General features: G+C 39.2%; 21 protein-coding genes and 1 other RNA gene. 11 read left to right on the top strand and 11 right to left on the bottom strand.

Going from position 1 to position 22668, the window contains the following annotated elements:
• The first annotated feature begins 113 nt into the window (after positions 1-113).
• On the top strand, positions 114-401 hold the full coding sequence (gene acpP / locus TSP02S_RS03590; RefSeq protein ID WP_041081941.1) for an acyl carrier protein: 288 nt from the start codon (positions 114-116) through the stop codon (positions 399-401).
• Positions 402-420: 19 nt separating this feature from the next.
• Here acpP and TSP02S_RS03595 read toward each other — a convergent pair whose 3' ends face one another.
• The 9 genes from TSP02S_RS03595 to mnmG are packed head-to-tail and all read right to left on the bottom strand — an operon-like array spanning position 421 to position 10219.
• Positions 421-1284, bottom strand: coding sequence for a type I phosphomannose isomerase catalytic subunit (locus tag TSP02S_RS03595; protein ID WP_041081943.1), 864 nt, complete (start codon positions 1282-1284; stop codon positions 421-423).
• The gene (locus TSP02S_RS03600) at positions 1256-2662 is read right to left on the bottom strand and encodes a DUF342 domain-containing protein (protein ID WP_041081944.1); all 1407 of its coding nucleotides are present in this window, start codon (positions 2660-2662) and stop codon (positions 1256-1258) included. Before TSP02S_RS03600 ends, TSP02S_RS03595 begins: the two co-directional genes overlap by 29 nt.
• Positions 2634-3962: a methylenetetrahydrofolate--tRNA-(uracil(54)-C(5))-methyltransferase (FADH(2)-oxidizing) TrmFO gene (trmFO, locus tag TSP02S_RS03605; protein WP_041081946.1), complete on the bottom strand. Its 1329-nt coding sequence runs from the start codon at positions 3960-3962 to the stop codon at positions 2634-2636. The genes TSP02S_RS03600 and trmFO overlap by 29 nt, the downstream gene beginning before the upstream one ends.
• Positions 3959-4390 carry an ATP-binding protein gene (locus tag TSP02S_RS03610; protein ID WP_041081948.1) on the bottom strand — a complete coding sequence of 144 codons (432 nt, stop codon included), beginning with the start codon at positions 4388-4390 and terminating at the stop codon, positions 3959-3961. Before TSP02S_RS03610 ends, trmFO begins: the two co-directional genes overlap by 4 nt.
• On the bottom strand, positions 4387-5184 hold the full coding sequence (locus TSP02S_RS03615) for a DUF4940 domain-containing protein (protein WP_041081950.1): 798 nt from the start codon (positions 5182-5184) through the stop codon (positions 4387-4389). The genes TSP02S_RS03610 and TSP02S_RS03615 overlap by 4 nt, the downstream gene beginning before the upstream one ends.
• A gap of 5 nt (positions 5185-5189) precedes the next feature.
• Positions 5190-5738 carry an epoxyqueuosine reductase QueH gene (locus TSP02S_RS03620; protein ID WP_232503758.1) on the bottom strand — a complete coding sequence of 183 codons (549 nt, stop codon included), beginning with the start codon at positions 5736-5738 and terminating at the stop codon, positions 5190-5192.
• Positions 5738-6187, bottom strand: a complete 450-nt coding sequence (dtd, locus tag TSP02S_RS03625; RefSeq protein ID WP_041081952.1) for a D-aminoacyl-tRNA deacylase — start codon at positions 6185-6187, stop codon at positions 5738-5740. The genes TSP02S_RS03620 and dtd overlap by 1 nt, the downstream gene beginning before the upstream one ends.
• A complete protein-coding gene (locus TSP02S_RS03630) occupies positions 6184-8322 on the bottom strand; it encodes a RelA/SpoT family protein (RefSeq protein ID WP_041081954.1) in 2139 nt (712 codons plus the stop codon). The genes dtd and TSP02S_RS03630 overlap by 4 nt, the downstream gene beginning before the upstream one ends.
• Positions 8323-8344: 22 nt before the next feature.
• The gene (gene mnmG / locus TSP02S_RS03635) at positions 8345-10219 is read right to left on the bottom strand and encodes a tRNA uridine-5-carboxymethylaminomethyl(34) synthesis enzyme MnmG (protein WP_041081956.1); all 1875 of its coding nucleotides are present in this window, start codon (positions 10217-10219) and stop codon (positions 8345-8347) included.
• Positions 10220-10421: 202 nt separating this feature from the next.
• On the opposite strand from mnmG, the gene surE reads away from it, so the two are divergent.
• The 10 genes from surE to prfB all read left to right on the top strand — a co-directional run bounded on the left by surE (position 10422) and on the right by prfB (position 20856).
• The gene (gene surE, locus TSP02S_RS03640) at positions 10422-11186 is read left to right on the top strand and encodes a 5'/3'-nucleotidase SurE (protein ID WP_041081957.1); all 765 of its coding nucleotides are present in this window, start codon (positions 10422-10424) and stop codon (positions 11184-11186) included.
• Positions 11161-11673 carry a peptide deformylase gene (gene def, locus TSP02S_RS03645; RefSeq protein ID WP_041081959.1) on the top strand — a complete coding sequence of 171 codons (513 nt, stop codon included), beginning with the start codon at positions 11161-11163 and terminating at the stop codon, positions 11671-11673. The genes surE and def overlap by 26 nt, the downstream gene beginning before the upstream one ends.
• Complete coding sequence (gene fmt / locus TSP02S_RS03650; protein WP_041081961.1) at positions 11670-12578, top strand: methionyl-tRNA formyltransferase; 909 nt, start codon at positions 11670-11672, stop codon at positions 12576-12578. Before def ends, fmt begins: the two co-directional genes overlap by 4 nt.
• A gap of 5 nt (positions 12579-12583) precedes the next feature.
• Positions 12584-12917: RNase P RNA component class A (gene rnpB, locus TSP02S_RS10825), an RNA gene on the top strand.
• A 17-nt stretch (positions 12918-12934) separates the two neighbouring features.
• Positions 12935-13675: a tRNA pseudouridine(38-40) synthase TruA gene (gene truA / locus TSP02S_RS03655; protein WP_041081963.1), complete on the top strand. Its 741-nt coding sequence runs from the start codon at positions 12935-12937 to the stop codon at positions 13673-13675.
• Positions 13570-14973: a hypothetical protein gene (locus TSP02S_RS03660; protein WP_144380715.1), complete on the top strand. Its 1404-nt coding sequence runs from the start codon at positions 13570-13572 to the stop codon at positions 14971-14973. Before truA ends, TSP02S_RS03660 begins: the two co-directional genes overlap by 106 nt.
• On the top strand, positions 14970-15755 hold the full coding sequence (locus tag TSP02S_RS03665; RefSeq protein ID WP_052465299.1) for a TlyA family RNA methyltransferase: 786 nt from the start codon (positions 14970-14972) through the stop codon (positions 15753-15755). The genes TSP02S_RS03660 and TSP02S_RS03665 overlap by 4 nt, the downstream gene beginning before the upstream one ends.
• Position 15756: 1 nt before the next feature.
• Positions 15757-17151, top strand: a complete 1395-nt coding sequence (locus TSP02S_RS03670) for a hypothetical protein (protein ID WP_041081969.1) — start codon at positions 15757-15759, stop codon at positions 17149-17151.
• Position 17152: 1 nt separating this feature from the next.
• Complete coding sequence (gene secA, locus TSP02S_RS03675; protein ID WP_041081971.1) at positions 17153-19744, top strand: preprotein translocase subunit SecA; 2592 nt, start codon at positions 17153-17155, stop codon at positions 19742-19744.
• A gap of 8 nt (positions 19745-19752) precedes the next feature.
• Positions 19753-20856 (top strand): peptide chain release factor 2, encoded by a 1104-nt coding sequence (gene prfB / locus TSP02S_RS03680; protein ID WP_041081973.1) that lies wholly within the window; start codon positions 19753-19755, stop codon positions 20854-20856.
• On the opposite strand, the gene TSP02S_RS03685 is transcribed toward prfB, so the two are convergent.
• Positions 20853-21791, bottom strand: a complete 939-nt coding sequence (locus tag TSP02S_RS03685) for a helix-turn-helix domain-containing protein (protein WP_041081975.1) — start codon at positions 21789-21791, stop codon at positions 20853-20855. The genes prfB and TSP02S_RS03685 overlap by 4 nt on opposite strands.
• 6 nt (positions 21792-21797) lie before the next feature.
• Complete coding sequence (locus TSP02S_RS03690) at positions 21798-22667, bottom strand: bifunctional enoyl-CoA hydratase/phosphate acetyltransferase (protein WP_041081977.1); 870 nt, start codon at positions 22665-22667, stop codon at positions 21798-21800.
• Position 22668: the final 1 nt, after the last annotated feature.

The raw sequence follows: 22668 nt of genomic DNA on the forward strand, positions 1-22668 counted from the left end.
ATTTCCCAAGAAGTTAGTCTCATCTTTCCTGACTATTTCACTCTGAGGACTTGACAATTCTTCTATAGGATGGTTTATAATATTTCGGTTCAGAATTGTTAGGAGGGAAGGATATGAACAAGGATGAATTGATGGAGAGGATCAAAGAATTGGTTGCTGAAAAACTGGGTGCTGATATCGATGAAGTTACCGAAGAAGCCGATTTGATCGATGATTTGGATGCAGATTCCTTAGATCTTGTTGACATTGTAATGGCCTTCGAAGATGAATTTGGAGTCTCGATACCAGATGAAAAGTTAGAGAAAATAAGAACTGTTAGAGATATCTTCAAGATTCTGTATGCAAGTCTTGAATCTCAAGAAGAGAAAGAGGAAAAGGAAGAAGAAATCGATGAAGAGTAATTAATCCCAAAGTCGCTGGTTAAACCAGCGACTTTTTTGTTTGTAAATACTGCCAATTTTGACCAATCTTTATTACCAATGCCTTTCCTTTTAAATGAGCGATTTGATTGCCCAGCAATAAATAAGTTTCATAGCGATTTGTTTTCATTTCATCTATTGATCCTTCTGTCAACATCACGATGATCGAATTAGAAAACACGTAAGTACTGTCATGACATACGTAGATTTCAAAATATCCACAATCAAAATGATCAACGGATTTGAAAATCAACTCATTTGGAGAGGTTTTCTTGAATGCCTTCAAGGCTTTTTGAATATGTAATTCCCGATCTCTTCCCCAATCATAGACTCTGTATGTGAGATCAGATGACTGTTGTACTTCTATCAAGAGTGATCCTGGACCTATGGCATGCAAGACTCCAGCTGGAATATAAACAAGATCACCCGCTCGAGGGTGAAATATCTTCATATCGTCTGAAAAAGAATTGGATAAGATACTATTTGCTAAATCCATATCTGGACCTGGCAAGGCTATTGTACTATCTTCGAGAAAAAACCAGCATTCTGTCTTTCCCCAAGGTTCGTTTTCAATTCTCTGAGCCAATTCATCATCTGGGTGAACCTGTACAGAAAGCCACTGTTCGGAGGCAATGAGTTTTATCAGAATCGGAAACCTTGGAAGAGCCAAATCAAACAAGTCTAAGATGGAACTCAAATCGAAATTCTCACCGGAAAGCGCTTGCAACTTAGTCGGTATCATTGGGTGATCCGATAGTAGCCATATTTCACCTACAGGGTTTGGATAATCAGGACAGAAAAGGTCATTGAGTTTGAAACTCCCCCATATCATTTCTCTAACTTTGGGGATTGACTTGAGTATCAACAGAATAACCTCCAAGTCTAATCTCTTGATTTTCTATCAAAATAACGGCTTTTTCGATACTCTTATCTGAATAGAATTTTTTCTCAAAGATTATTACTTCAACACCAGGATGTAAGATCTTCCTGGCAATGACCTTGGCGTGGCTGAATTTTTCCTTTATCTGTGATTCTAATTTCTGCAACTGTTTTTCACTCATTTCAATAGTGTTTCTGAGATTTATCATGGTCTGACCGACTTTTCTGTAAACCTCCATTTTGTCAGGTGGAAGCTGACCTTGATTTTTCTCCATCATCGCCTTCATTGTTCTGTAAATATTTACCAGTTTTGATAAGTTCTCTCTATCGAGTTCCAGTTTACCTCGTATTATCTTGATTTCATCTCTGATCTGTGGATCAAAGCCTATTTCTATTAATGTCTTAATACCTAATGGCGAACCTATTTCTTCTGCTTCGACGGTAAAGCCTGCTACAATAGAGCCCCCCGCTATTATTCCCTTGTTGCCTGTGGCTTTTACTTCTATACCGGCACGAATTTGTGAATTAGTTATAGGACCGTTCACGACAACACTTTTTCCAGCTTCTATGATTGCATTCTCCAGAAATCTGGCAATGATATCTTCTTTTGCTTTGACAATACCTTTTTCTCTACCCTTTATTCCCAGTGCGCTGACAGATCCTTCAAAGGAGATAACGGTCGCAGCCTCTATAACACCATTGACCGTGATATTACCTTTTGCTTTGACGGAAAAACCAGGTTTGACGTCTCCAGAGATCTGTACTTCTCCAGGAAAGTCAATGTTTCCAGTTGCGTAATCAACATCCCCCTTTATCACTAACACTTCATTTACCTCTATAGATCCATCTGTTCTGGCGACCAATATACCATCTACAGTTGCAATCACTTTACTGCCATCTTCAGAAAGTTTCACATTTTTTCCGAGTTTGAGTTGGGCGGGTTTACCAGGTTTGGGGTTTAGAGATCTTCCAAAGACATTTCGACCTTCTGTACCAGGAGTTGGCTGTATGATCTCTGCGATCTCTTGACCTGCTTTGACTATTTGTCTTGTTCGACTTGGAAGTTCTCTCAAATCGATCTTGTCCTTTGTCTGTTCCGATGATTCGCGTTTCTCAGGTTGAATCATGAGGATTTGCCCATCTTGACCATCGATTGGTTCCTTCCCAAGAGCAACGAGAACTGGGACACCAAAGGTTTTTTTGTTTACCAAACCTTCAATTGCTTCCACAAGAATACCATACACTATTCCATTGGCTTGAAGATACGAAATTATTTGATCTTTTGATACTTCTTCGTTTTCCTCTGGTGAAACATTTACATAAGCTTCAAGTCCGTTACTCGAAACCTTCAATTGTGCTCTCACCAGTATCCCCCTTTATTAACCCCACTTTTTTCAGGAATTGCTTCATGTCCTCGAGTGCCTTTTGCGCTATCTGTTCTCGGGGTTGCCTGTAGCCACCCAGTAATCCATAATTAGCATACATCGGTTGTAGGTTTCTTTCACTACCTCCACTAATATAATCGAGCAAAGCCCCCATCATTGTAGTTTTTGGTAAAAGCACTGGATTTAAATTATTAATCATTCTATAAATATTCAAAGCCACGTACAATCCACTTGCAGCTGACTCTAAATAACCTTCTACTCCTGTTATCTGTCCTGCGAAAAAAATTCTATTATTCGTTTTCAATCTCATATAAGGGTCTAAAACTTTCTTGGAATTGATGTAAATATTTCTATGCATGACACCATATCGAACGATTTCTGCATTTTCAAGTCCTGGTATTAATCTGATAATTCGCTTTTGTTCGTTCCACTTCAATCGTGTTTGAAAACCTACTATATTGTACAACGTTCCTTCTACATTATCCTTACGTAATTGAACAACCGCATAAGGTTGTCTTCCAGTTCGAGGATCGATTAACCCCACAGGTCTCAGTGGTCCAAAGAGTAGGGACATTTTTCCACTTTTGGCAATTTCTTCTATGGGCATACAACGTTCGAACAATAAACCTTTGTCAAAGTCTTCCATTGGTATGACTTCTGCATTGATTAGGGCTTCATAGAATTTTTCATACTGTGACATATTCATGGGACAATTCAAATGATCTTTTGTTCCAACACCATAGCGATCCGCAAAGAAGGCTATTGAATAATCAATACTATCTGCTGTTATCACCGGTGCTACTGCATCGAAAAAGTAAAGATTCTCTCCTATTATTTTCTCAAGCCATTCACACAAATAATTGCTCGTAACTGGACCTGTAGCTATTACCCAGATCTCCTTTGTATCTTCTGGAATTTGTATTACTTCTTCGTTGATGATTTGTACACCAAGTTCATTGATGGTATCTGTGATGAACTTTGAAAACTTCTCTCGGTCGACTGCAAGGGCTTTCCCAGCAGGCACACGAGAAGCATAAGCTGCTTTCATTATTAATGAATCAAATAATTCCATTTCCCTTTTGAGTAAACCCGACGCGTTTTTAATATCATCTGATTTCAAAGAATTGCTACACACAAGTTCGGCTAACAATCCAGTTTTATGGACGGGTGTCATCTTGATGGGTCTCATTTCATGAATTGTGGTTTCGATCCCAAATTTAACCAATTGGTACGCTATTTCTGATCCGGCTAAACCTCCGCCAACGACATGTACTCTCAGCGTAAATCACCCGCCAAAGATGTGAAAACCTTGGTGAGTTTGAGAAGATTTCCATTCTGAAGATTTACCAACTGGACATCATTGAAAATTCTACTGATTATATATAGGCCAAATCCTCCTTCTTTGTCAGGAGAAGGCATCTTTGGTTTTATCACATCTGGATCAACGTGTTCACCAAAATCCCTCAACAAAATCTGAAGTTGTTTTTCACTCTCATCCCAGATGAGTGTCATTGTTATGTATTTATTCTCGTCACCTTTGTATGTGTGTCTGATTATGTTGGTCAAAGCCTCGTTAGCTCCAAGTTCAGTATCCCAGATTTCTTCTTCACTGATATTTCTATACAGTAGGAATGATCTTATGACTGCTCGAGCAAGTCTGGTGTTGATCGATTTTGAGCTGAAGGACACAGTAACAATCTCTTTCATCTCTGCACCTTCCCTTGCCAATTTTTCAATCCAACTGTGTATAAATAGCATTCGATTCCCATATTAAAAAAAAGCCAATATTTTTCCTCAAGTGATTTTTCAATTCCATAGGCTTCTTGTAATGAGAGTGTGGTTTTTTCACCGAATTCTTTCAGATCTTGTGATGTGAGTCTTGCATAGATGTTATCGACATCTTTTTCGTCAAGACTTACAGAGATCTCTGTGTCATATAAGTCTTTGTAAGTGCATAGGCCACGAAAATTGGCATATCTATCAACGATAAAAGCCTGCCTTATCGCTTCAAGAACATCAAAGCAACTACACGACATTGCCAGTTTGACATTTTCGTGAACAGAGATATACTCCATCGGGAAAACATACAGGTCTTTCTCACCTAAGTTGATAACTTGAGATGCCATCTTGCTCAATTGCGATCTGTAATTAAATCTGATCTCATCTTTTTCCGCAGAAAGAAGACCGACCACCATCTTGCCTTTCCAGTTGTCAATCAGTTTACTGAGTTCAATCATGAATTGTGGAAAAGAGTGCATTTTAAGTAACATGTTATCAAGGTATACTTTGATCAATTCCAAGGATATTTCTTGATTTATGAAACCAACAACGGTTGGTCCTATGAGTGTCTCAACATAATTCAATAAAAAAGCTTCACCATTGATATTCAGTGCAACTGGTATTTTTGATTCCATGACAAGGTTTACATATTTTGATAAAACGTCTTTTAATCCGAAATCATCCTTGATCAGTCTCTCTTTTGTTGCTATGTACATTTTCATGGCTTTTATCCTCCGTTCGAAGTTTTTCTCAATGAATAGATACATCCACAATAATTTTGTCTATACAGACCGAGTTTTTTGCTCAATTCAATGCTCCTGAGAAAACCGTTCTTTTTCTTGAAATCTTTATGGAGATACTCTATTTTTAGTTCTTCAGCGATAGTTTCCCCAATCTGAAGAATCAACTTTGAATTCTTCTTGGGACTCGTTGTCAACGTAGTGGAAAAGATATGAAAACCATTTTTCTTCGCATATTCTGCCGTTGATCTCAAACGATATTCAATACATTTGACACATCTAAATGAACCTTCTGGAAGATCTTCAAGCCCCTTTATTTGTTGTTCCCACAAGATTTTGTCTTGTTTTTCAACTATCAAATTCAAGTTCCAGAGATTTGCCAGTTTCACGGTTGCTTCCAGACGTTTTTCATATTCCTCTTCAGGCTGTATATTTGGATTAAAGAAAAACAAAATAGGTTCGTACCCTTCTTCATGCAATCTTTCGACTGCAGTTGTTGCATCTGGTGCACAACAGACATGAAGAAGTATTTGCATCAGAATCTCTTCTCACTATCCAAAAGTAGAGTGACCGGTCCGTCATTAAAAGCCTCGATATCCATATGCGCACCAAAAACTCCTTCGGCGACATTTTTGATTTTGTTTTTCACAGATTCTACAAATGAGCGATAAAGTCTTTGACCAAGATCAGGTGGAGCGGCATCGCTGAAAGATGGTCTTCTTCCACGCCGACAGTCACCATAAAGTGTGAATTGAGAAACAACAAGCACACCTCCACCTATTTGCAAAACATTTAGATTCATTTTCCCTTCTTGATCCTCAAAAATTCTCAAATTAAGAACTTTATCGCAAATCCATTCAACATCGTTTTGTGTGTCATTCCTTCCCACACCAAGGAATACGAGTAAGCCTCTCTCGATAGAACCAACGATCTTTTCGTCGACAATGACTTTGGCATGATGAACTCTTTGTACAACGGCTCTCAGCTTGGTCTCCCCCTTTCAACGGATATGATATTTTCAACGGATTCCAGAGACTTCTTTGCTTCATCGAGTTGTTTCAAATTACTGACAACGAGACTCAGTAACACTATGGAATAAGTTCGCTTACTACTCGCAAAAAGTACCTTCAGTACCGTTATACCTTTATTCTCAAGTAACTGCACAAGTTTACCTATATCGGCTTTATCTCTAATAGTAACTCTCAGAGTTGTTTCATACTTACTTTGTGGATCACCATTCCATCGTGCTTCAAATATCCTATCGGCTTCAACGTGTTTCACATTTGGACAGTTGATACTGTGAATCGTCAATCCTCGCTTACCTATCACACCTATTATCTCATCGCCGGGAACGGGACCGCAACATTTTGCCATGTGTATTTCTATATTCTTGAGTCCTGCTACTTCTATTACAGAAGATGGACTACTTGGCTTTTGTTTTTTCTCTTCTGATTTTGTAATGCTTTTGTCAACCAGTGGATTGAGTAGATTAATCAATTCCCCGTATGTGATTGTACCTTCTGCAACACGACTATAGAATTCATCTTCCGATATACCTTGGCTCTGAAGATATTTCTGGATCACATTTGATTCCATGATTTCTTCTATGGATTTGGATAGTTGTTTACTGATTCGTCTGAGAACGTCTATTCCTCTGTCTATGAGTTCGGTCTGCAATTGCTCTCGGAAGTATTTTCTGATCTTTGCCTTTGTGCGTGGAGATTTAGCATACTTTAACCAATCAAGACTTGGTCTTGCGATTTTTCCAACCAATATTTCAACCAGATCTCCATTTCTCAATTGATAATTGATCGGTACCAACTTGCCGTTAACCTTGGCACCTGAAAATTTATGACCGATATCCGTATGAATGGAATAAGCAAAGTCTATGGGTGTGGCTCCGACTGGGAGGTGTTTTACCTCTCCTTTTGGTGTGAATACGAATACCTCGTCCATTTGAAGTTCTTTCTTAAATTCTTCAAGTCCAGACAAGTCCTTTGTGAGCTCTTTTCGCCATTCAAGGAGCTGGTTAACCCATTTTTGCATAGCTTTCACATTGATTCCATCTTTATAGATCCAATGAGCAATCAAACCGTATTCCGCCTCGGCATGCATTTCTCTATCTCTTATCTGGATTTCGAGTGGTTCCCCATAGCTTGTGATAACTGTAGTGTGCAAGGATCTGTAGCCATTTGATTTTGGAGCTGCGATGTAGTCTTTTATCCTACCCGGTAAAGGCTTCCAGATGCTATGGACAATTCCAAGGACGTTATAACAAGTCGGAATATCATTCACAATGGCGCGAATCCCAAATAAGTCATATATTTCATTGAAATTCTTACCTTTTTCTTTGAGCTTTTGCCATATACCATAGTAGTGTTTGAAACGTCCTTCAACTTGTGCCTCTATTTCGTTTTCAAAAAGGGCTTTCTGTAGGATCTCGACGTACTCTTTTATTCTCTGTTCTCTTTCTTTCTTTTTTTCAGCCACAAGGGCTTTTATCCTGTTGTATTCACTTCTATTTAAAACTTTAAAAGATAGATCTTCTAATTCCCACTTAATCGAGTAGATTCCCATTTTGTGAGCAATTGGGGCATATATCTCCAAGGTTTCCTTGGCTTTGTATATCTTTTTTTGCTCGTCTTTCACAAATTCTATTGTTCTCATGTTGTGCAATCTATCAGCGAGTTTCACGAAAATAACTCTGATGTCTTCTGCCATGGCAAACAGCATCTTTTGAATTGTTTCCAACTTCAATTTCGAATCGCTTGTACCCACGGGTGCATTCAATTTGCTCACCTTTGTTACTCCGTCGACTATGCGAGCTATCTGATTTCCAAATTCTTTTTCGACATCTTCTATCCTGACCTTTCCTTCACTGTCTTCTACTGCGTCGTGTAGTAACGCTGCAGCAAGTGTTTGAACATCGACATTCATTTGAGCAAGGATTTTACAGACTTCCACTGGATGGACAATGAAGGGATCACCTGAGTCGCGATAAAAATTCTCATGTGCATATCGAGCCATATTGTAGGCTTTCGCCAGTAATTTTATATCTTCTTCAGAAGATTTGCCTTTTAAGGACAATATCTGCTTGGCAATCTCAACTGAATCTGTCATTTTCAGTTCGCCTCTTTTTCAATCATTCTACTCGGGATGATTTGAGATAGGAAACCAGAGCACTTATATCTGAAGGTGTCACTCCTGGTGTGCGAGAAGCTTCGAGAATATTTGATGGCTTGAGTCTGGATAATTTTTCTGCTGCTTCGGTAGAAAGGTTGATAATCTTTTTGTAGTCGATATTCTGTGGTATAGTGATTGCTTCAAGACTGTGAAGTGTTCTAACTTCATCGAGCATTCTTTCGACATAATCTTCGTACTTTGCATTCAGTTCTACTTGCTCAATGACTTCTGGATCGTCAATGGGATGTGGGTCAAGGGTTTTAATCTCTTTATAACCAATTTGCGGTCTTTTGAGAAGCTGAATGAATTTTGTAGGTTGGTGAAGTGGTTGTGTCCCCAAACTCACAAGTAATTCATTGACTTGACCTGTGGGCTTTATCGTCATAGATCTCAATCTATCTGTCTCGACTTGTATCCTTGTCTCAAGTGCCAGGACTTTTTCATAAAACCATTTTGGAATGAGTCCAATTTGGTAACCTTTCTTAGACAACCTGAGATGTGCGTTATCATGACGAAGGATTAGTCTGTATTCAGCTCGAGAAGTTAACAATCTATAAGGCTCGTCAACGCCTTTTGTTACAAGGTCATCGATCATGACTCCAATATACGCTTCTGAGCGGTCCAGAACAATGGGGTTTTCTCCTCTGAGTTTTTGAGCTGCATTTATACCTGCTAATAAACCCTGACCTGCCGCTTCTTCGTATCCACTTGTGCCGTTGATTTGACCGGCAAAAAACAGTCCTTCGATATTTTTACTTTCAAGTGTATGGAGTAGCTGTGTTGGATCTATGTAATCGTATTCGATTGCATAAGCAGGCCTTGTGATTTGTGCATTTTCAAGTCCAGCAATAGATCTAATCAATTTAATTTGAACATCATATGGTAAGCTGGTACTCAAACCATTTAGATAATACTCTTCGGTCATTTTTCCTTCGGGTTCAACAAAGATTTGGTGAGATTCTCTATCTGGAAATTTAACGACTTTATCTTCTATCGACGGACAATAGCGAGGTCCTCTTCCAACGATCAATTTCACATCTCCGTATAAAGGTGAAAAAGAGAGATTCTCCCTTATTATCTTGTGAGTTTCGTCATTCGTGTAGGTTAACCAACATGGGTAATCTTTTGGCAATACAATTGGTTCATCGAAATATGAAAAACACAATGGCTCGTCGGACGTATCCTGTCTTTTCATCTTTGAAAAATCTATAGACCTTCCAAGGATTCTCGCGGGTGTACCGGTTTTAAACCTACTGAGCTTAATTCCATACCTTGCCAATGACTCCGAAAGACCCTTAGATGGAAAATCTCCAAGTCTACCGGCTTCAAATACATTTCTTCCTATGAATATCTTTCCGTTGAGAAAAGTACCTGTGGTGATTATCGCAGTTTTAACGTCATATTGCACTCCTAAGGTATCGATCACCGCCTTGATCTTACCTTCTTCAACGACAAGCTCACACACTTGAGAATGTCTCAAATAAAGATTTTCTGTGTTTTCCAAACGCTTTTTCATGATCTGACTGTACGCCGGCTTATCTATTTGCGCACGTAAAGCTCTTACAGATGCACCTTTACTGGTGTTGAGCATCCTCACATTTATCATAGCCAAATCTGTTACCTTAGCTATCTCGCCACCGAGCGCATCGACTTCTCTAACAACAATTCCTTTTGCCGGCCCACCCATAGCCGGATTACAAGGTGTCCATGCTATCCTGTCGAGATTTGAGGTCAAAAGAATTGTCTTGAAACCAAGTCTTGCGGTTGCCAATGCGGCTTCTACTCCCGCATGACCACCACCTATTACTGCAACATCAAAATTTTCATAAACCAGGTAATACCACCTTCCTTAGTAATCCAACTCGAGTCATTCTGAAGTCTTTGGAAGAACAATCAAAGATGAAACTATAGGTGAAATCGAGTTCTCATCATCGTTGCTTGACAATTTATTGTAACACAAACTGAAAAAATCTTTGTTCTAATCTTTTTTCAGTTTTCTGATCGCTGTGATAAAATTTGAAGAACGAGGTGAGCATGTGCGAATACTTATAACAAACGATGATGGTGTCACATCCACCGGTTTACTAACACTTGCAAAGGTATTAGCAAAAAAACACAATATATTAGTTGTTGCGCCTGAGTCAGAGCAAAGTGCAACAGGCCATGCCATAACTGTGAGAATGCCGATATGGGTTAAGAAGGTCGAAGTAGTTGGAGACTTTCCAATATATGCTACCACGGGTACCCCAGCGGATTGTGTCAAAATAGGGGTGGAGGTTCTTGCAAAAAAGACTGTCGACCTGGTCATAAGTGGTATAAATTATGGTCATAACCTTGGTACCGATGTTATCTATTCTGGTACCGTTTCTGGTGCTCTTGAGGGTGCACTACTTGGTATACCGGCTCTTGCAGTCTCAGCTCCGATTGAAAAAAATTACGATTATCATCAAGCGGCTCTTTTCATAGAAATGTTCATTAAAGATTTTGATTTCAACATTCTTGAACAATTCACCGCTTTGAACATTAACTTTCCAAGTGGTATCATTAAAGGGTGGAAAGCGACTAAGCAAAGTACCAGAAGGTACGCTGATAGATTCGAGGCGAGAATAGACCCAGCAGGTAATACTTATTACTGGATGTATGGAGATATTATTGAAGACGACCCTTCTGACGATAGTGATTACAATGCAATCAAAAATGGTTATGTTTCTGTCACGCCTATAACTGTTTTCATGAATAATGACAGAGTTCTGATGAAATTAAAGGAGGTTGAAAATGCGGCACATAAGACTCCTCGGTGATCCTATTTTGAGAAGAAAAGCCAAAGAAGTTGAGAAAATAGACGAAAATATCAAAGCCTTGGTCAAAGATCTCTTCGAAACTATGTATGCAACAGATGGCATAGGACTTGCGGCTCCTCAAATAGGAGTTCCTCTGAGAATTTTCGTCATGGACGACGGTACCCCAAAGACATTTATAAACCCTGCTATAGTTTTCAAAAGCGCAGAGACCAATATTGCCGAAGAGGGATGTCTGAGTGTGCCTGAAGTCTTTGAAAATGTCGAGAGAAGTAACGAGATCGTTATAAGATACACAGACCTCGATGGTAATGAAATAGAAGAGAGACTATCTGGTTACAGTGCGAGAGTGGCACAACACGAATACGATCATCTGGATGGTATACTTTTCATAGATTTGATCCCTGCATCGAGAAGATTTGCGATAAGGCAAAAACTTTCTAATATAATAAAACAATCTGGAAAGAAATATTCCACGAATAAGCCATGAAGATCATCTTCTTGGGTACTCCCGAGTATGCTTCGAAGCATTTGGAAGCTCTTTTAGAATCTAATTATGATATTGTAGGAGTCGTCACTCAACCGGACAGACCTGCCGGTAGAGGTCAAAGGCTTTTGCCATCTCCAGTAAAAGAAATCGCTTTGAGAGCGAATTTACCTGTTTTTGAAAAAATGAAGGACATACCTTTCGATTCACTCAAACCCGATATCGGAATTGTGGTAGCATATGGTGCGTTGATCAAGGAAAAATATTTGAATCTTTTACCCTTGGGTTTCTATAACGTTCATCCATCGTTGTTGCCAAAGTATAGAGGAGCTGCTCCAATTCAACGTGCTATTGAAAATGGTGAAAAGGTAACAGGTGTAACTTTATTCAAACTCACAAAGGAACTGGATGCCGGTCCTATTGCTGCGCAGATTTCGGTTACAATAGACGAATATGAAAATTTCGATTCGCTCGAAACTAAATTGATCAAAGTAGGAGAAAAACTCTTAAAAGATTTTCTTAAAGATCCAACATCTTTTTCACTTGTTCCACAGGATGAATCACAGGCAACGTATGCTCCAAAAATAACCGCTCAAGATATAGTTGTGGATTTTAATAAAAGTACTGAAGAAGTTAAGAACAAAATTAGGGCTTATGATTCACGACCCGGTGCCAGAACTACTCTAAGAGGAGAATTTGTCAAAGTATTTGGAGTGAGAAAAACCGATAAAACCAAATACAACGAGGTTCCTGGAACAATTGTCTACATAGATCATGAAGGTGGTCATGTTACAACTGTTGATGGAATAGTTGTTATTTCCCAAATCCAGTTTCCTTCAAAAAAGAAGGTATCGTTTCTTGAGGCGATGAATGGTAGGTTGATAAAGATCAAAGATAGATTTGTGTAAATTGCAGAGAGGAGCGGGTGGTCGCAGGCAATCTTGCCTGAGGAAAGTCCGGACTCCACGGGATGGGATGCTGGGTAACACCCAGAGGGAGTGATCCCTGGATAGGGCCATAGAGACTTCAAACCGCCCGTAAAAGGGCAAGGGTGGAAAGGTGAGGTAAGAGCTCACCAGCATCGGAGTAATCCGGTGGCTCGGTAACCCCCATCCGGAGCAAGGCCAAGCAGGGTTTGGGTGATCCCGCCCTATAAACCCGGGTAGGCCGCTTGAGAAGAGTCGAAAGGCTCTTCCCAGATAGATGACCACCTATTACAGAATCCGGCTTATAGCTCCTCTCTGCTTTCAGAGGTTGAAGAATTATGAAGAGATTCTTAGCAACTGTATCTTATGACGGGACGCAGTTTTTTGGTTTTCAGACTCAAAGTGATGTAAGAACTGTTCAAAGGGTAATAGAGGAAGCTCTTGAAAGAATTTTCAAGCAAAGAGTGACAACCATTGCCGCCGGAAGAACTGACACGGGAGTCCATGCAGTTGGTCAGGTGGTGTTGTTCAGCTGCCCAATTGAGATTGATCCAATGAGCATGAAAAATGCTTTGAATGCCAATTTGCCAGATGATGTTTATGTTCGCAGAATAATCGAAGTTGATGAAAACTTTCATCCGAGGTTTGATGCTAAAAGGAGGATTTACCACTATTTTATATATAACTCAAAAGAGCCCAATCTTTTTATTCGAAATTATGCCTGGTGGTTTCCATATGAATTGGATATTGAGAAAATGAGAGTCGCTGCAAAATTTCTTGAGGGAGAGCATGATTTCAAATCATTTATGAAAAGCGACGATACTCAACAAAAAACTACTACAAGAACCATTTATCGAATAAGGGTAATCAAAATGAGAAATAGGTTGATTCTGATCCGGGTAGAAGGTCGTTCATTTTTGAGACGAATGGTTAGGAATATTGTTGGTGCGCTTGTTAAGGTGGGAACTGGCGAATGGAAACCAGAGAAAATCAAGGAAGTGTTGGAATTGAGAGACCGGTCTCAGGCGGCAGCTACGGCGCCACCACATGGGTTATACTTTTACTCTGTGGATTTCTGATTGCCGCTGACCTTGGAAAATTCAATCTACATGGTAGAGAAATGTACATCTATGAACAAGCTGGTGTGGTTTACTACGTCGGGATCACCGAACCGGCTACTGAGGACCTTGAGGTCATTTCCCAATGGCTAAAACTCCCTGTTGTAAATTTTCTCTACGATGGACCAGCGCAGTATAGGGATTCTTTGGAAGAAAAGCTCAACGAATTAGGGGTACTTTTTGGTGTTGGAGATGTGTTATACGTATCGATCAAGACATCACATGAATTAGCTCATTACGAAGTTTCATATAAAGAAATTCGTAAAAGTGATACGACTGATATTTCGCGATTGATTGATCATCTTACAAACATTTTTGTTGAATTGTTTCCACCTGTCGAAAAACCCAAAACGGGTTTTTTAGTTGAAATAGGTGATCAAATAGATGTGAAGAAGGCATCGACGAATAAACCTGTTGAATTCAGATACAAAGAAAAAATCTATTCGGTGACTGTCAAGGGGCGCAAGTTACTTTTATCGGAGGGATTTTACGAATTTTTTGGTAAGACAATATACGTCGATAGAGATATGGATATAGATGAACCCGTTTTTTTTGTAGAAGATGCAGCAATGGTTTACAAGATTAAAGACAATTTTGCGATTTACAAATTCGGTAGATTGTCATTCCCAGATGGGCGTTCTTTTTATGTTGAAGAGCCATTTGATATTGTTAATGAGACGATTCTCAAAAAACTTATTACGGTGAAAGTTGATAATACACCAATCACCACACCGATTATCGGACGGTATGACCAGTATCTTTTACTCGCAAATGGTATGATATCTCCCATAGATTTATCTTGGACCATGAAAATCTGTGGTCCTATTGTGGATTGGACCGTTAACAAGGACAGGCTTTATGTTCTTGATATCTTTTGTTATGTGAAGGCAATAGATTTGAAAAACAGAAAGATTTTGTGGGAAAAACGTCTTTTAGGCGCATGGGGGATAGGTTCAAATAAAGATTTGATCTACGTTGGCTCTAATAATCAACTCATCGCGCTGAATGAAAATGGTCAGGTTGTTTCAAACCAAGATTGTTATGACTTTGGAACCTGGAAAGAAGGTATAATTACATTGAAATCACCACAGGATGGTTATGTCATCAGGTCACATATTGGTTTTGCTGTAATGAAAGGAAGTCAAGCCGTTCTTTACATAGATGAACCGCGTTCTTTCGAAAATGTGATCAAAATCAAATTTTTCGATTGGGGAGCTGTTATTGTCACTCAAACAGGATGCTGGGTGGTAGAAAGGTGAAGCAAAGAATCGATATCTTTCTTGTTCAAAAAGGCTTTGTTTGCAGCAGATCTCAGGCGCGGGACTTGATAAAATTGAAGAGAGTACTCGTCAATGGAGAGATATGTGAAAAACCCGCGAAGATCGTCGACGATAGTTCAAAGATAGAGCTTTTAAAACCAAGAAAATATGTCAGTAGAGCCGCTGAGAAATTAGAGAAGGCCTATTATGTCTTTGGAATAAACTTCAATGACAAAGTGATATGTGATATTGGGGCTTCTAAGGGTGGATTCACACAATTCGCAATTGAACATGGAGCGAAAAAGGTATACGCCGTTGATGTGGGAAGTAATCAACTTGCAGATTCGCTTCGAGTCGATCCAAGGGTTGTATGTTTTGAAAACTTCAATGCCAGATATTTGAGTATTGACAAAATAGGAGAATTGGTTGATATTGTTCTTTGTGATGTGTCATTTATATCTGTGAGAATCTTATTAAGAGCGATAAGTTCTGTTTTGAAGGAAAACGGCATAGCTGTCTTGTTGATAAAACCACAATTCGAAACCGGACCAGTCTTTTCTCAGTCAAAAGAGTGTCACATTAAGGTAATTATTGAAATCCTTAGAGATAGTATGAAAGAAGGGCTCTTTGGGTGTGGTTTAACTTACTCTCCCATCACTGGTTCTGATGGGAATATTGAATATCTTGCTTATTTTTCAAAAGTTTGCTCTGATTTAGTGGATAATGAGACAATTGTCAACGTTGTGAACGAGGCTTGGTCAGTCTTCAGAGGTGAGAAATGATATGCGTCAGGCGATATTGATTATCTTTCTTGTATTACTGCCAATTTGTTTTTTGGCTGAAATCATAGATTTTGTACCAGCGAATTACGATTTTTTCATTATTTTCAAAGACAATGGAACGTATTATCCGAAGATCTCATCGGTTCAGTTTTTCAATTTTCTTCTTGGAGAAAATGGTCTTGGTCTTGAGTATGTCACCAAATCATTACTTGAAAATATAGGTTACAATACGAGAGTCTCTCCAGATATTTTCTATGAAGCCATAAGCAAGAATATACTATTTGCATCAAAAGGTGTGACTCTGGATGTTGGATCGTTTTTCTCTGTTGATTTGAATTATTATGTGGAAGCCTTGAGAAATATCGGAACAGATTCCATACTGGTATTTGAGACCGACAAACCCGAAGAATTTATCAAACTCATAGCGGGTGTGACTAATCTGAAGGTTTCTACCAATGAAAAGACTTGGATACTTCAGGATACCGATGTAGCCATTTTCGCACGATACCACAAAGGTTACATAGTATTGAGTGGTAGTAAGAGCGCTTTAGAAAAAGCAATTGACGTCTATGATAGACCGACTGATCAATTCAGTAACCGTTATCCAGTTAAAGATCTGATAAATCAACCTGCTTGGATCTGTGGTTTTTTCAAGGGTAATTCCTTCAGTACTAACTTGGCTGGTATCGACACCAATTCACTGGATAGCGATTATTTCACTGTCACTGGTATTCCCAATGGAGAGTCTTTAGTCATTGAAGTAAAACAATATCTGAAGAAGAGTACAGATTTGAACAAATATTTATCTAATTCTGCAACGATGAGAAATATGCCTTTTATAGGAAATTTTGCATTTTCAGTAACTGCCAGTGGTCCATCTGATATAGCACAGAGTATTGCATCGTGGTTCCAAGGTGCTCAGGAAGAGGTCAGGAAGATTTATCAGATTATTTCGTCGATACTCGAAGTTAGTACAGGCAGAGTCTATTTGACAGGTGACATTTCCAGTGAGCAAGTGCGGTTTGCTGCTATTTTTAACTTAGCCACAGATTTTGATATGAATCTGATAAAATCCTATGGAGCACGTGATTTTGGTGGAGAATTGAGATTACCCATCTTGAATGGCTTTGTCTCGTTTTTTACGGTTGGCAAGGATCTTATCGTGACAAATATGACAAGAGAAGACTATCAAAAGGCATCGAATCGAAAAAGATTACGAGATGATGCTGCATATCAGTATTTATCGAAGAAATTTCCCGAGAAAGACATGATGAGAATTTATGTAGATTTGGGCAACATCGTTGAATCTATGCTCGGATCCAAAGCACGAGGTAGAGTTTTATTCTCTCAATTCATCGATAGTGGCGTAATCATTTACAGAGTGGAGGTAATGTGAAATGGGATTTGCCATTTTTGATAGAAACAAAATTTTGCTCAAAAGGTATTTCAAGTTTGTCGAGAAAATAAAAGAATCTGAGAAACGTATCTCAAAGATGAGTAATCTTGAGCTCATCAATCTATCACAAGAAATGAAAAAGAACGTGAGTGATGAAAATATCATCGATTGTTTTGCACTTGCAAGAACTGTGGCAAAGAGAGTCTTAGGAATGTATCCTTTTGATGTTCAAGTCGTTGGTGGACTCGCACTTAACGAAGGTAAGGTAGCCGAAATGAAGACTGGTGAAGGGAAGACTCTTGCGGCAACGATGCCTTTGTATTTCAACGCCTTGTCTGGAAAAGGTGTACATCTTGTCACCGTCAATGATTACCTTGCTCGCCGTGACGCACTTTGGATGGGACCGTTGTATCTATTTCTTGGGCTCAGGGTTGGAGTCATAAATCAACTTGGGAAATCATACGAGGTCGTGTGGAAAAACAAGGATGCCTTTGAATCGGCAATAAGTGAAAATCTTTCGGTTTGGCCACAGGATTACACAGATGAGTTTTTGAAAGATCATATGAAAAATCAAAGGGCAGTAGAGGCATTTGCTGTTGATTTGGTTGAAATAGACAGAAAAAAGGCATATGAATGTGATATCACGTATGGTACAAACAATGAATTTGGTTTTGATTATTTACGCGATAATCTGGTTCTTGATCTGAATGATAAGGTTCAAAGAGGACACTTCTACGCGATAATAGACGAAGTCGATAGCATTTTGATCGACGAGGCTCGTACTCCATTGATAATCTCTGGACCATCAAGAGAAGGCGCTTCTATTTATAAACGATTTGCATCGTTGGCAAAAAAGATGATAAAGGACACAGATTTCACCGTTGACGAAAAGGCACGAATGGTCATTTTGACAGAAAAAGGTATCGAGAAAGCTGAAAAATTGATAGGAATCGAAAATTTATATGATCCTTCAAATGTGAACAACGTCTATCACCTGTTGAATGCACTGAAAGCGTTGCATTTGTTCAAGAAAGATGTCGATTATGTCATTATGAACCAAGAAATAATCATAGTGGATGAATTCACAGGCAGACTTTTACCTGGTAGACGTTACAGTGGAGGATTACATCAGGCAATAGAGGCAAAAGAAGGAGTACCAATAAAAGAAGAGTCCATAACTTATGCAACTATAACTTTTCAGAATTACTTCAAAATGTACGAAAAACTCGCCGGAATGACCGGTACTGCCAAAACTGAGGAGGAAGAATTCAAACAGCTCTACGATATGGAAGTAGTAGTAATTCCAACCCATAAACCAATGATAAGAAAAGACCATGATGATCTCATCTATCGAACACAATCTGAAAAATACGCGGCAGTAGTAGCCGATGTTGCTGAAAGGTACAAAAAAGGACAACCTGTTTTGATAGGAACGACATCGATAGAAAAGAGTGAATTGTTGAGTTCGATGCTTAGAAAGATGAATATACCACACCAGGTGTTAAATGCCAAGTATCATGAAAAAGAGGCGCAGATAGTGGCTCTTGCTGGGCAAAAAAATGCAGTTACGATCGCAACAAATATGGCTGGGAGAGGTACAGATATAAAATTGGGTGAAGGAGTCACTGAACTCGGTGGTCTATGTATCATAGGGACAGAACGTCATGAAAGCAGACGTATCGACAATCAATTGAGAGGTCGCTCTGGTAGGCAAGGCGACCCAGGAGAATCAAGATTCTATCTGTCGCTTGAAGATGATTTATTAAGGATATTCGGGAAAGATCAACTCGAAAGAGTGATGAATGTCCTGAAGATCAAACCAGGTGAACCCATTGAACACCCTCTTCTGACGAAGTTAATAGAGACCGTACAAAAGAGGGTAGAGGGAATTAATTTTTCTATAAGGAAGCACTTAATGGAAATGGATACCGTTTTAGACGTGCAGAGAAATTCAATTTACTCTTACAGAGATTGGATTTTGTCAGGTAAGGTGGAACAATATATAGATGAGGCAATCGAAGATTTTGTTGAAAGAAGGATAAGTGACTTTTGTGACGGGTCTGAGTGGGATCTCGAGGGTCTAAAGAACTCACTCTCCATTCTACCAAAAGGTGTGGTGAACTTAGATGGACAGAAGATAGATTCACAAGAGCAATTGAAAGAATTTTTGATAAATTCTTTGAAAGAGTCTTACAAGAGAAAAAAGGAAGAAATAGGAGATGAATACACTCAATTTCTCAAATTCTTGGTATTGCGCATCATAGATGATAACTGGAGACAATATCTTGAAGAGGTAGAGCATGTCAAGGAAGCCGTCAACCTGAGGGCTTATGGTCAGAGAGATCCAATAATAGAGTTCAAAAAAGAAACATACGCGTTATTCGACGAGATGATAGCAAGGGTGAATGAACTTGTTGTCTCCTGGATGCTGAGAGTTGTGAGAGCAGATAAGCAAAAAGCAGAGCAAGAAGCAAAGAAAGATCTTGCAAATCTCCAACTTGTGCACGAAGAGTTCAACATTGTAAACAGATCCGAGAGGAGAAAGTTACAAAAAGATGAGAAAATAAAAAAGAGATTCAAAGTGAAGAGGTGAATCACTGAATGATAGCTTATGAAACTCGTGTGAAAATAGACGAGTTAAAGGAAAAATACAATAATTTTCTAAAACTCATCAATCCAGAAAAAATAAAAGAAGAATTGAAAGAGTTGGAGCATCAAATGTCCGACCCAGACATTTGGAAAGATCAAAGAAAAGCCAGTGAACTTTCACGAAAGATACAACATTTTAAGGACCTTCTCAACGACATGGAGAAAATTAGAAGACATCTGGAGGATATCGATGTTGGTATCGAATTGAGTGAAGAAGACCCACAGATTGCAGAAAATGTCGAGGAACTTGTTAAAAACGTTGAAAGAGATCTACGCCGCTTTCAGTTTGAGTTAATTCTGAACGATCCGCTCGATTCGAGTAATGCTTATCTGACAGTGCATCCCGGTGCTGGTGGAACTGAATCACACGATTGGGCTCAGATGTTACTCAGAATGTACATGAGATGGGCAGAGAGAAAAGGTTTTGAAGTTGAGTTGCTCGATTTTCAACCTGGTGAAGAAGCCGGTGTAAAAAGCGCAACGGTTCTGATAAAGGGTGAATATGCCTATGGTTATCTGAAACACGAAAGAGGCGTACATAGACTTGTGAGAATATCACCATTCGATGCGGCAAAAAGGAGACACACTTCCTTTGCATCTGTGAATGTAATACCCGAGATATCAGACGATATAGAAGTAGAGATTAAACCAGAAGATTTGAGAATAGATACTTTTCGGGCGTCTGGTCATGGTGGTCAATATGTCAACAGGACAGATTCTGCCGTCCGAATAACACATCTCCCAACTGGTATTGTTGTTTCATGTCAGAGTGAAAGATCACAACACCAAAATAAGGCTCAGGCGATGAAGATGCTCAAAGCAAAGTTGTACCAATTGGAATTGTCTAAGAGAAAAGAACAACTTGAAGAGATCCAAGGTGAGCTGAAGGAAATAGCCTGGGGTAACCAGATAAGATCTTATGTTTTGCAGCCTTACACAATGGTAAAAGATCATAGAACGAATGTTGAAACAGGTAATTTTGAAGCAGTTCTCGATGGAGAGCTCGACGATTTCATAGAAGCAGAGCTACTCCATTTTGCCAACCAAGGTATTTAGCGCCTGCTTATTCCATATTTTTTCATTTTATAACAGAAAGTCTTGTAGTTCATCTTGAGGACTGCAGATGCTTTTTTTCTGTTCCAGGAAGTTTTCTGTAGAGCATCATATATGAATTGTTTTTCGATCTTGGCGACCATGCTGTTTACACAGTTTTTCAAATCGATCTGTTCAACATCTGTTGTAATAGTATTGGCTCCCATGAGATGATCGACTATATCGTTTCCAGTTGCGTAGGCATATATTGTTTCGAGCAATTCTTGGGTATTTCCAGGCCAATCGTACGACGTGAACATCCTCAGGGTTTGCTCGTCGGGGAAATGCATCGGCATATTTTTGTATCGACTATGGATCAATGAAAGCGCACGGTCTATCATGTAAGGAATATCTTCTTTTCTCTTCCTCAAAGGTGGGATTTCTATATTCAAATCTTTCTCTAAACGAATCGATGATTCTATCACAACGATTTTTTTACCATCAACTATTGCTTCGTAATTGCCCGTGGAGATTTCCGTGTACTTGCCATCAGATAAAAAATCAACATATGCTTCGACCTTGATACCTTTTTCTGCCACGATCACCAATTTCTCTGGGATGTTGTTTTTTAATTTCTGCAGCTGCCTTAGTGTTGGAAGTATCTTTATTCCTTGAAGTTCTACAGAAGAATTCATTATATCATTGATTTTTCTACACCTCTCTAAAGCTTTCTTGGTCTCGATAAATCTTATGGCTAAGATCAACTCAGAGATACTATCGACGAAAATAGCTTCTGGTTGTTTATCGAGTTTTGGACCATATACAACATCCCAAAACTCCTCAAGGATTTTCTGTACATAATCATCTTCGTCTTCATAATGTTTCACATACATCTTTTCGTTGGTCATTGGAAGAAGTGTTTCATTCGCGATCGCCAGTGGCATGAGAATTTTTATCATGGTATATCACCCAACACACGCAGCTAATGCTATCGACAAGAGCTTTGATTCGGCATTATCAGCCCTGGAAACGACCACTATAGGTGCCTTCGCCCCAACGATGAGGCCGGCTATTTTGCCTCCTGCAAAATAAAGTGCAGATTTTCCCAGAAAATTTCCAGAATGAATATCGGGGACCACTAAAAGATCTGCTTGCCCAGCTACCTCCCCTTTCACATTCTTCACTCTTGCTGCGTTAATATTCAGAGCGTTGTCCAAGCCAAGTGGTCCATCGACAATACAGTTTTTCAGCTCGCCCCTTTGTGCCATTTTTGATATTACCGATGCATCTATAGTCTCAGGCATGTCTTTGTTCACAGTCTCGACCGCACAGATTATTGCTACCTTTGGTTTTTCATAACCAAGTTTATGCATGAGATCTACAGCATTCTTAATTATCGCCACCTTTTCTTCAAGTGTTGGTTTGATAATCATTCCACCATCAGTTATAAAAACAACTCTATCGAGTGTGGGAACTTCAACAACTGCAACATGACTCAAAAGCCCAGAGCTTCTCAGTCCCCATTCTTTATTGAGCACTGCTTTCAACAGCACAGAAGTTTTTACAAGTCCCTTTAAGAGTATGTTTGCCCTATTAGATGAAACTATTTTCACACTTTCTTCTGCCGTTTGTTCTTCGGTCTGTGTATGTACGAATTCCACTTCATTACCTATCCAGTTTCTCTTAGTACCCACAAGAAAAATCTTCTCAACGATTCTCTCTTCGTAAGCCATTCTCGCGGCTTTAACGGCTTCGTCATCTTCACATCCTGCAACGACTATATTCTTTCTACCCGAAGTTTTTGCACGTTCAACGAGTTCTTTTAAAGATTTCATC

The organism is Thermotoga profunda AZM34c06, from assembly GCF_000828675.1.
GTDB classification, from domain to species: domain Bacteria; phylum Thermotogota; class Thermotogae; order Thermotogales; family DSM-5069; genus Pseudothermotoga_B; species Pseudothermotoga_B profunda.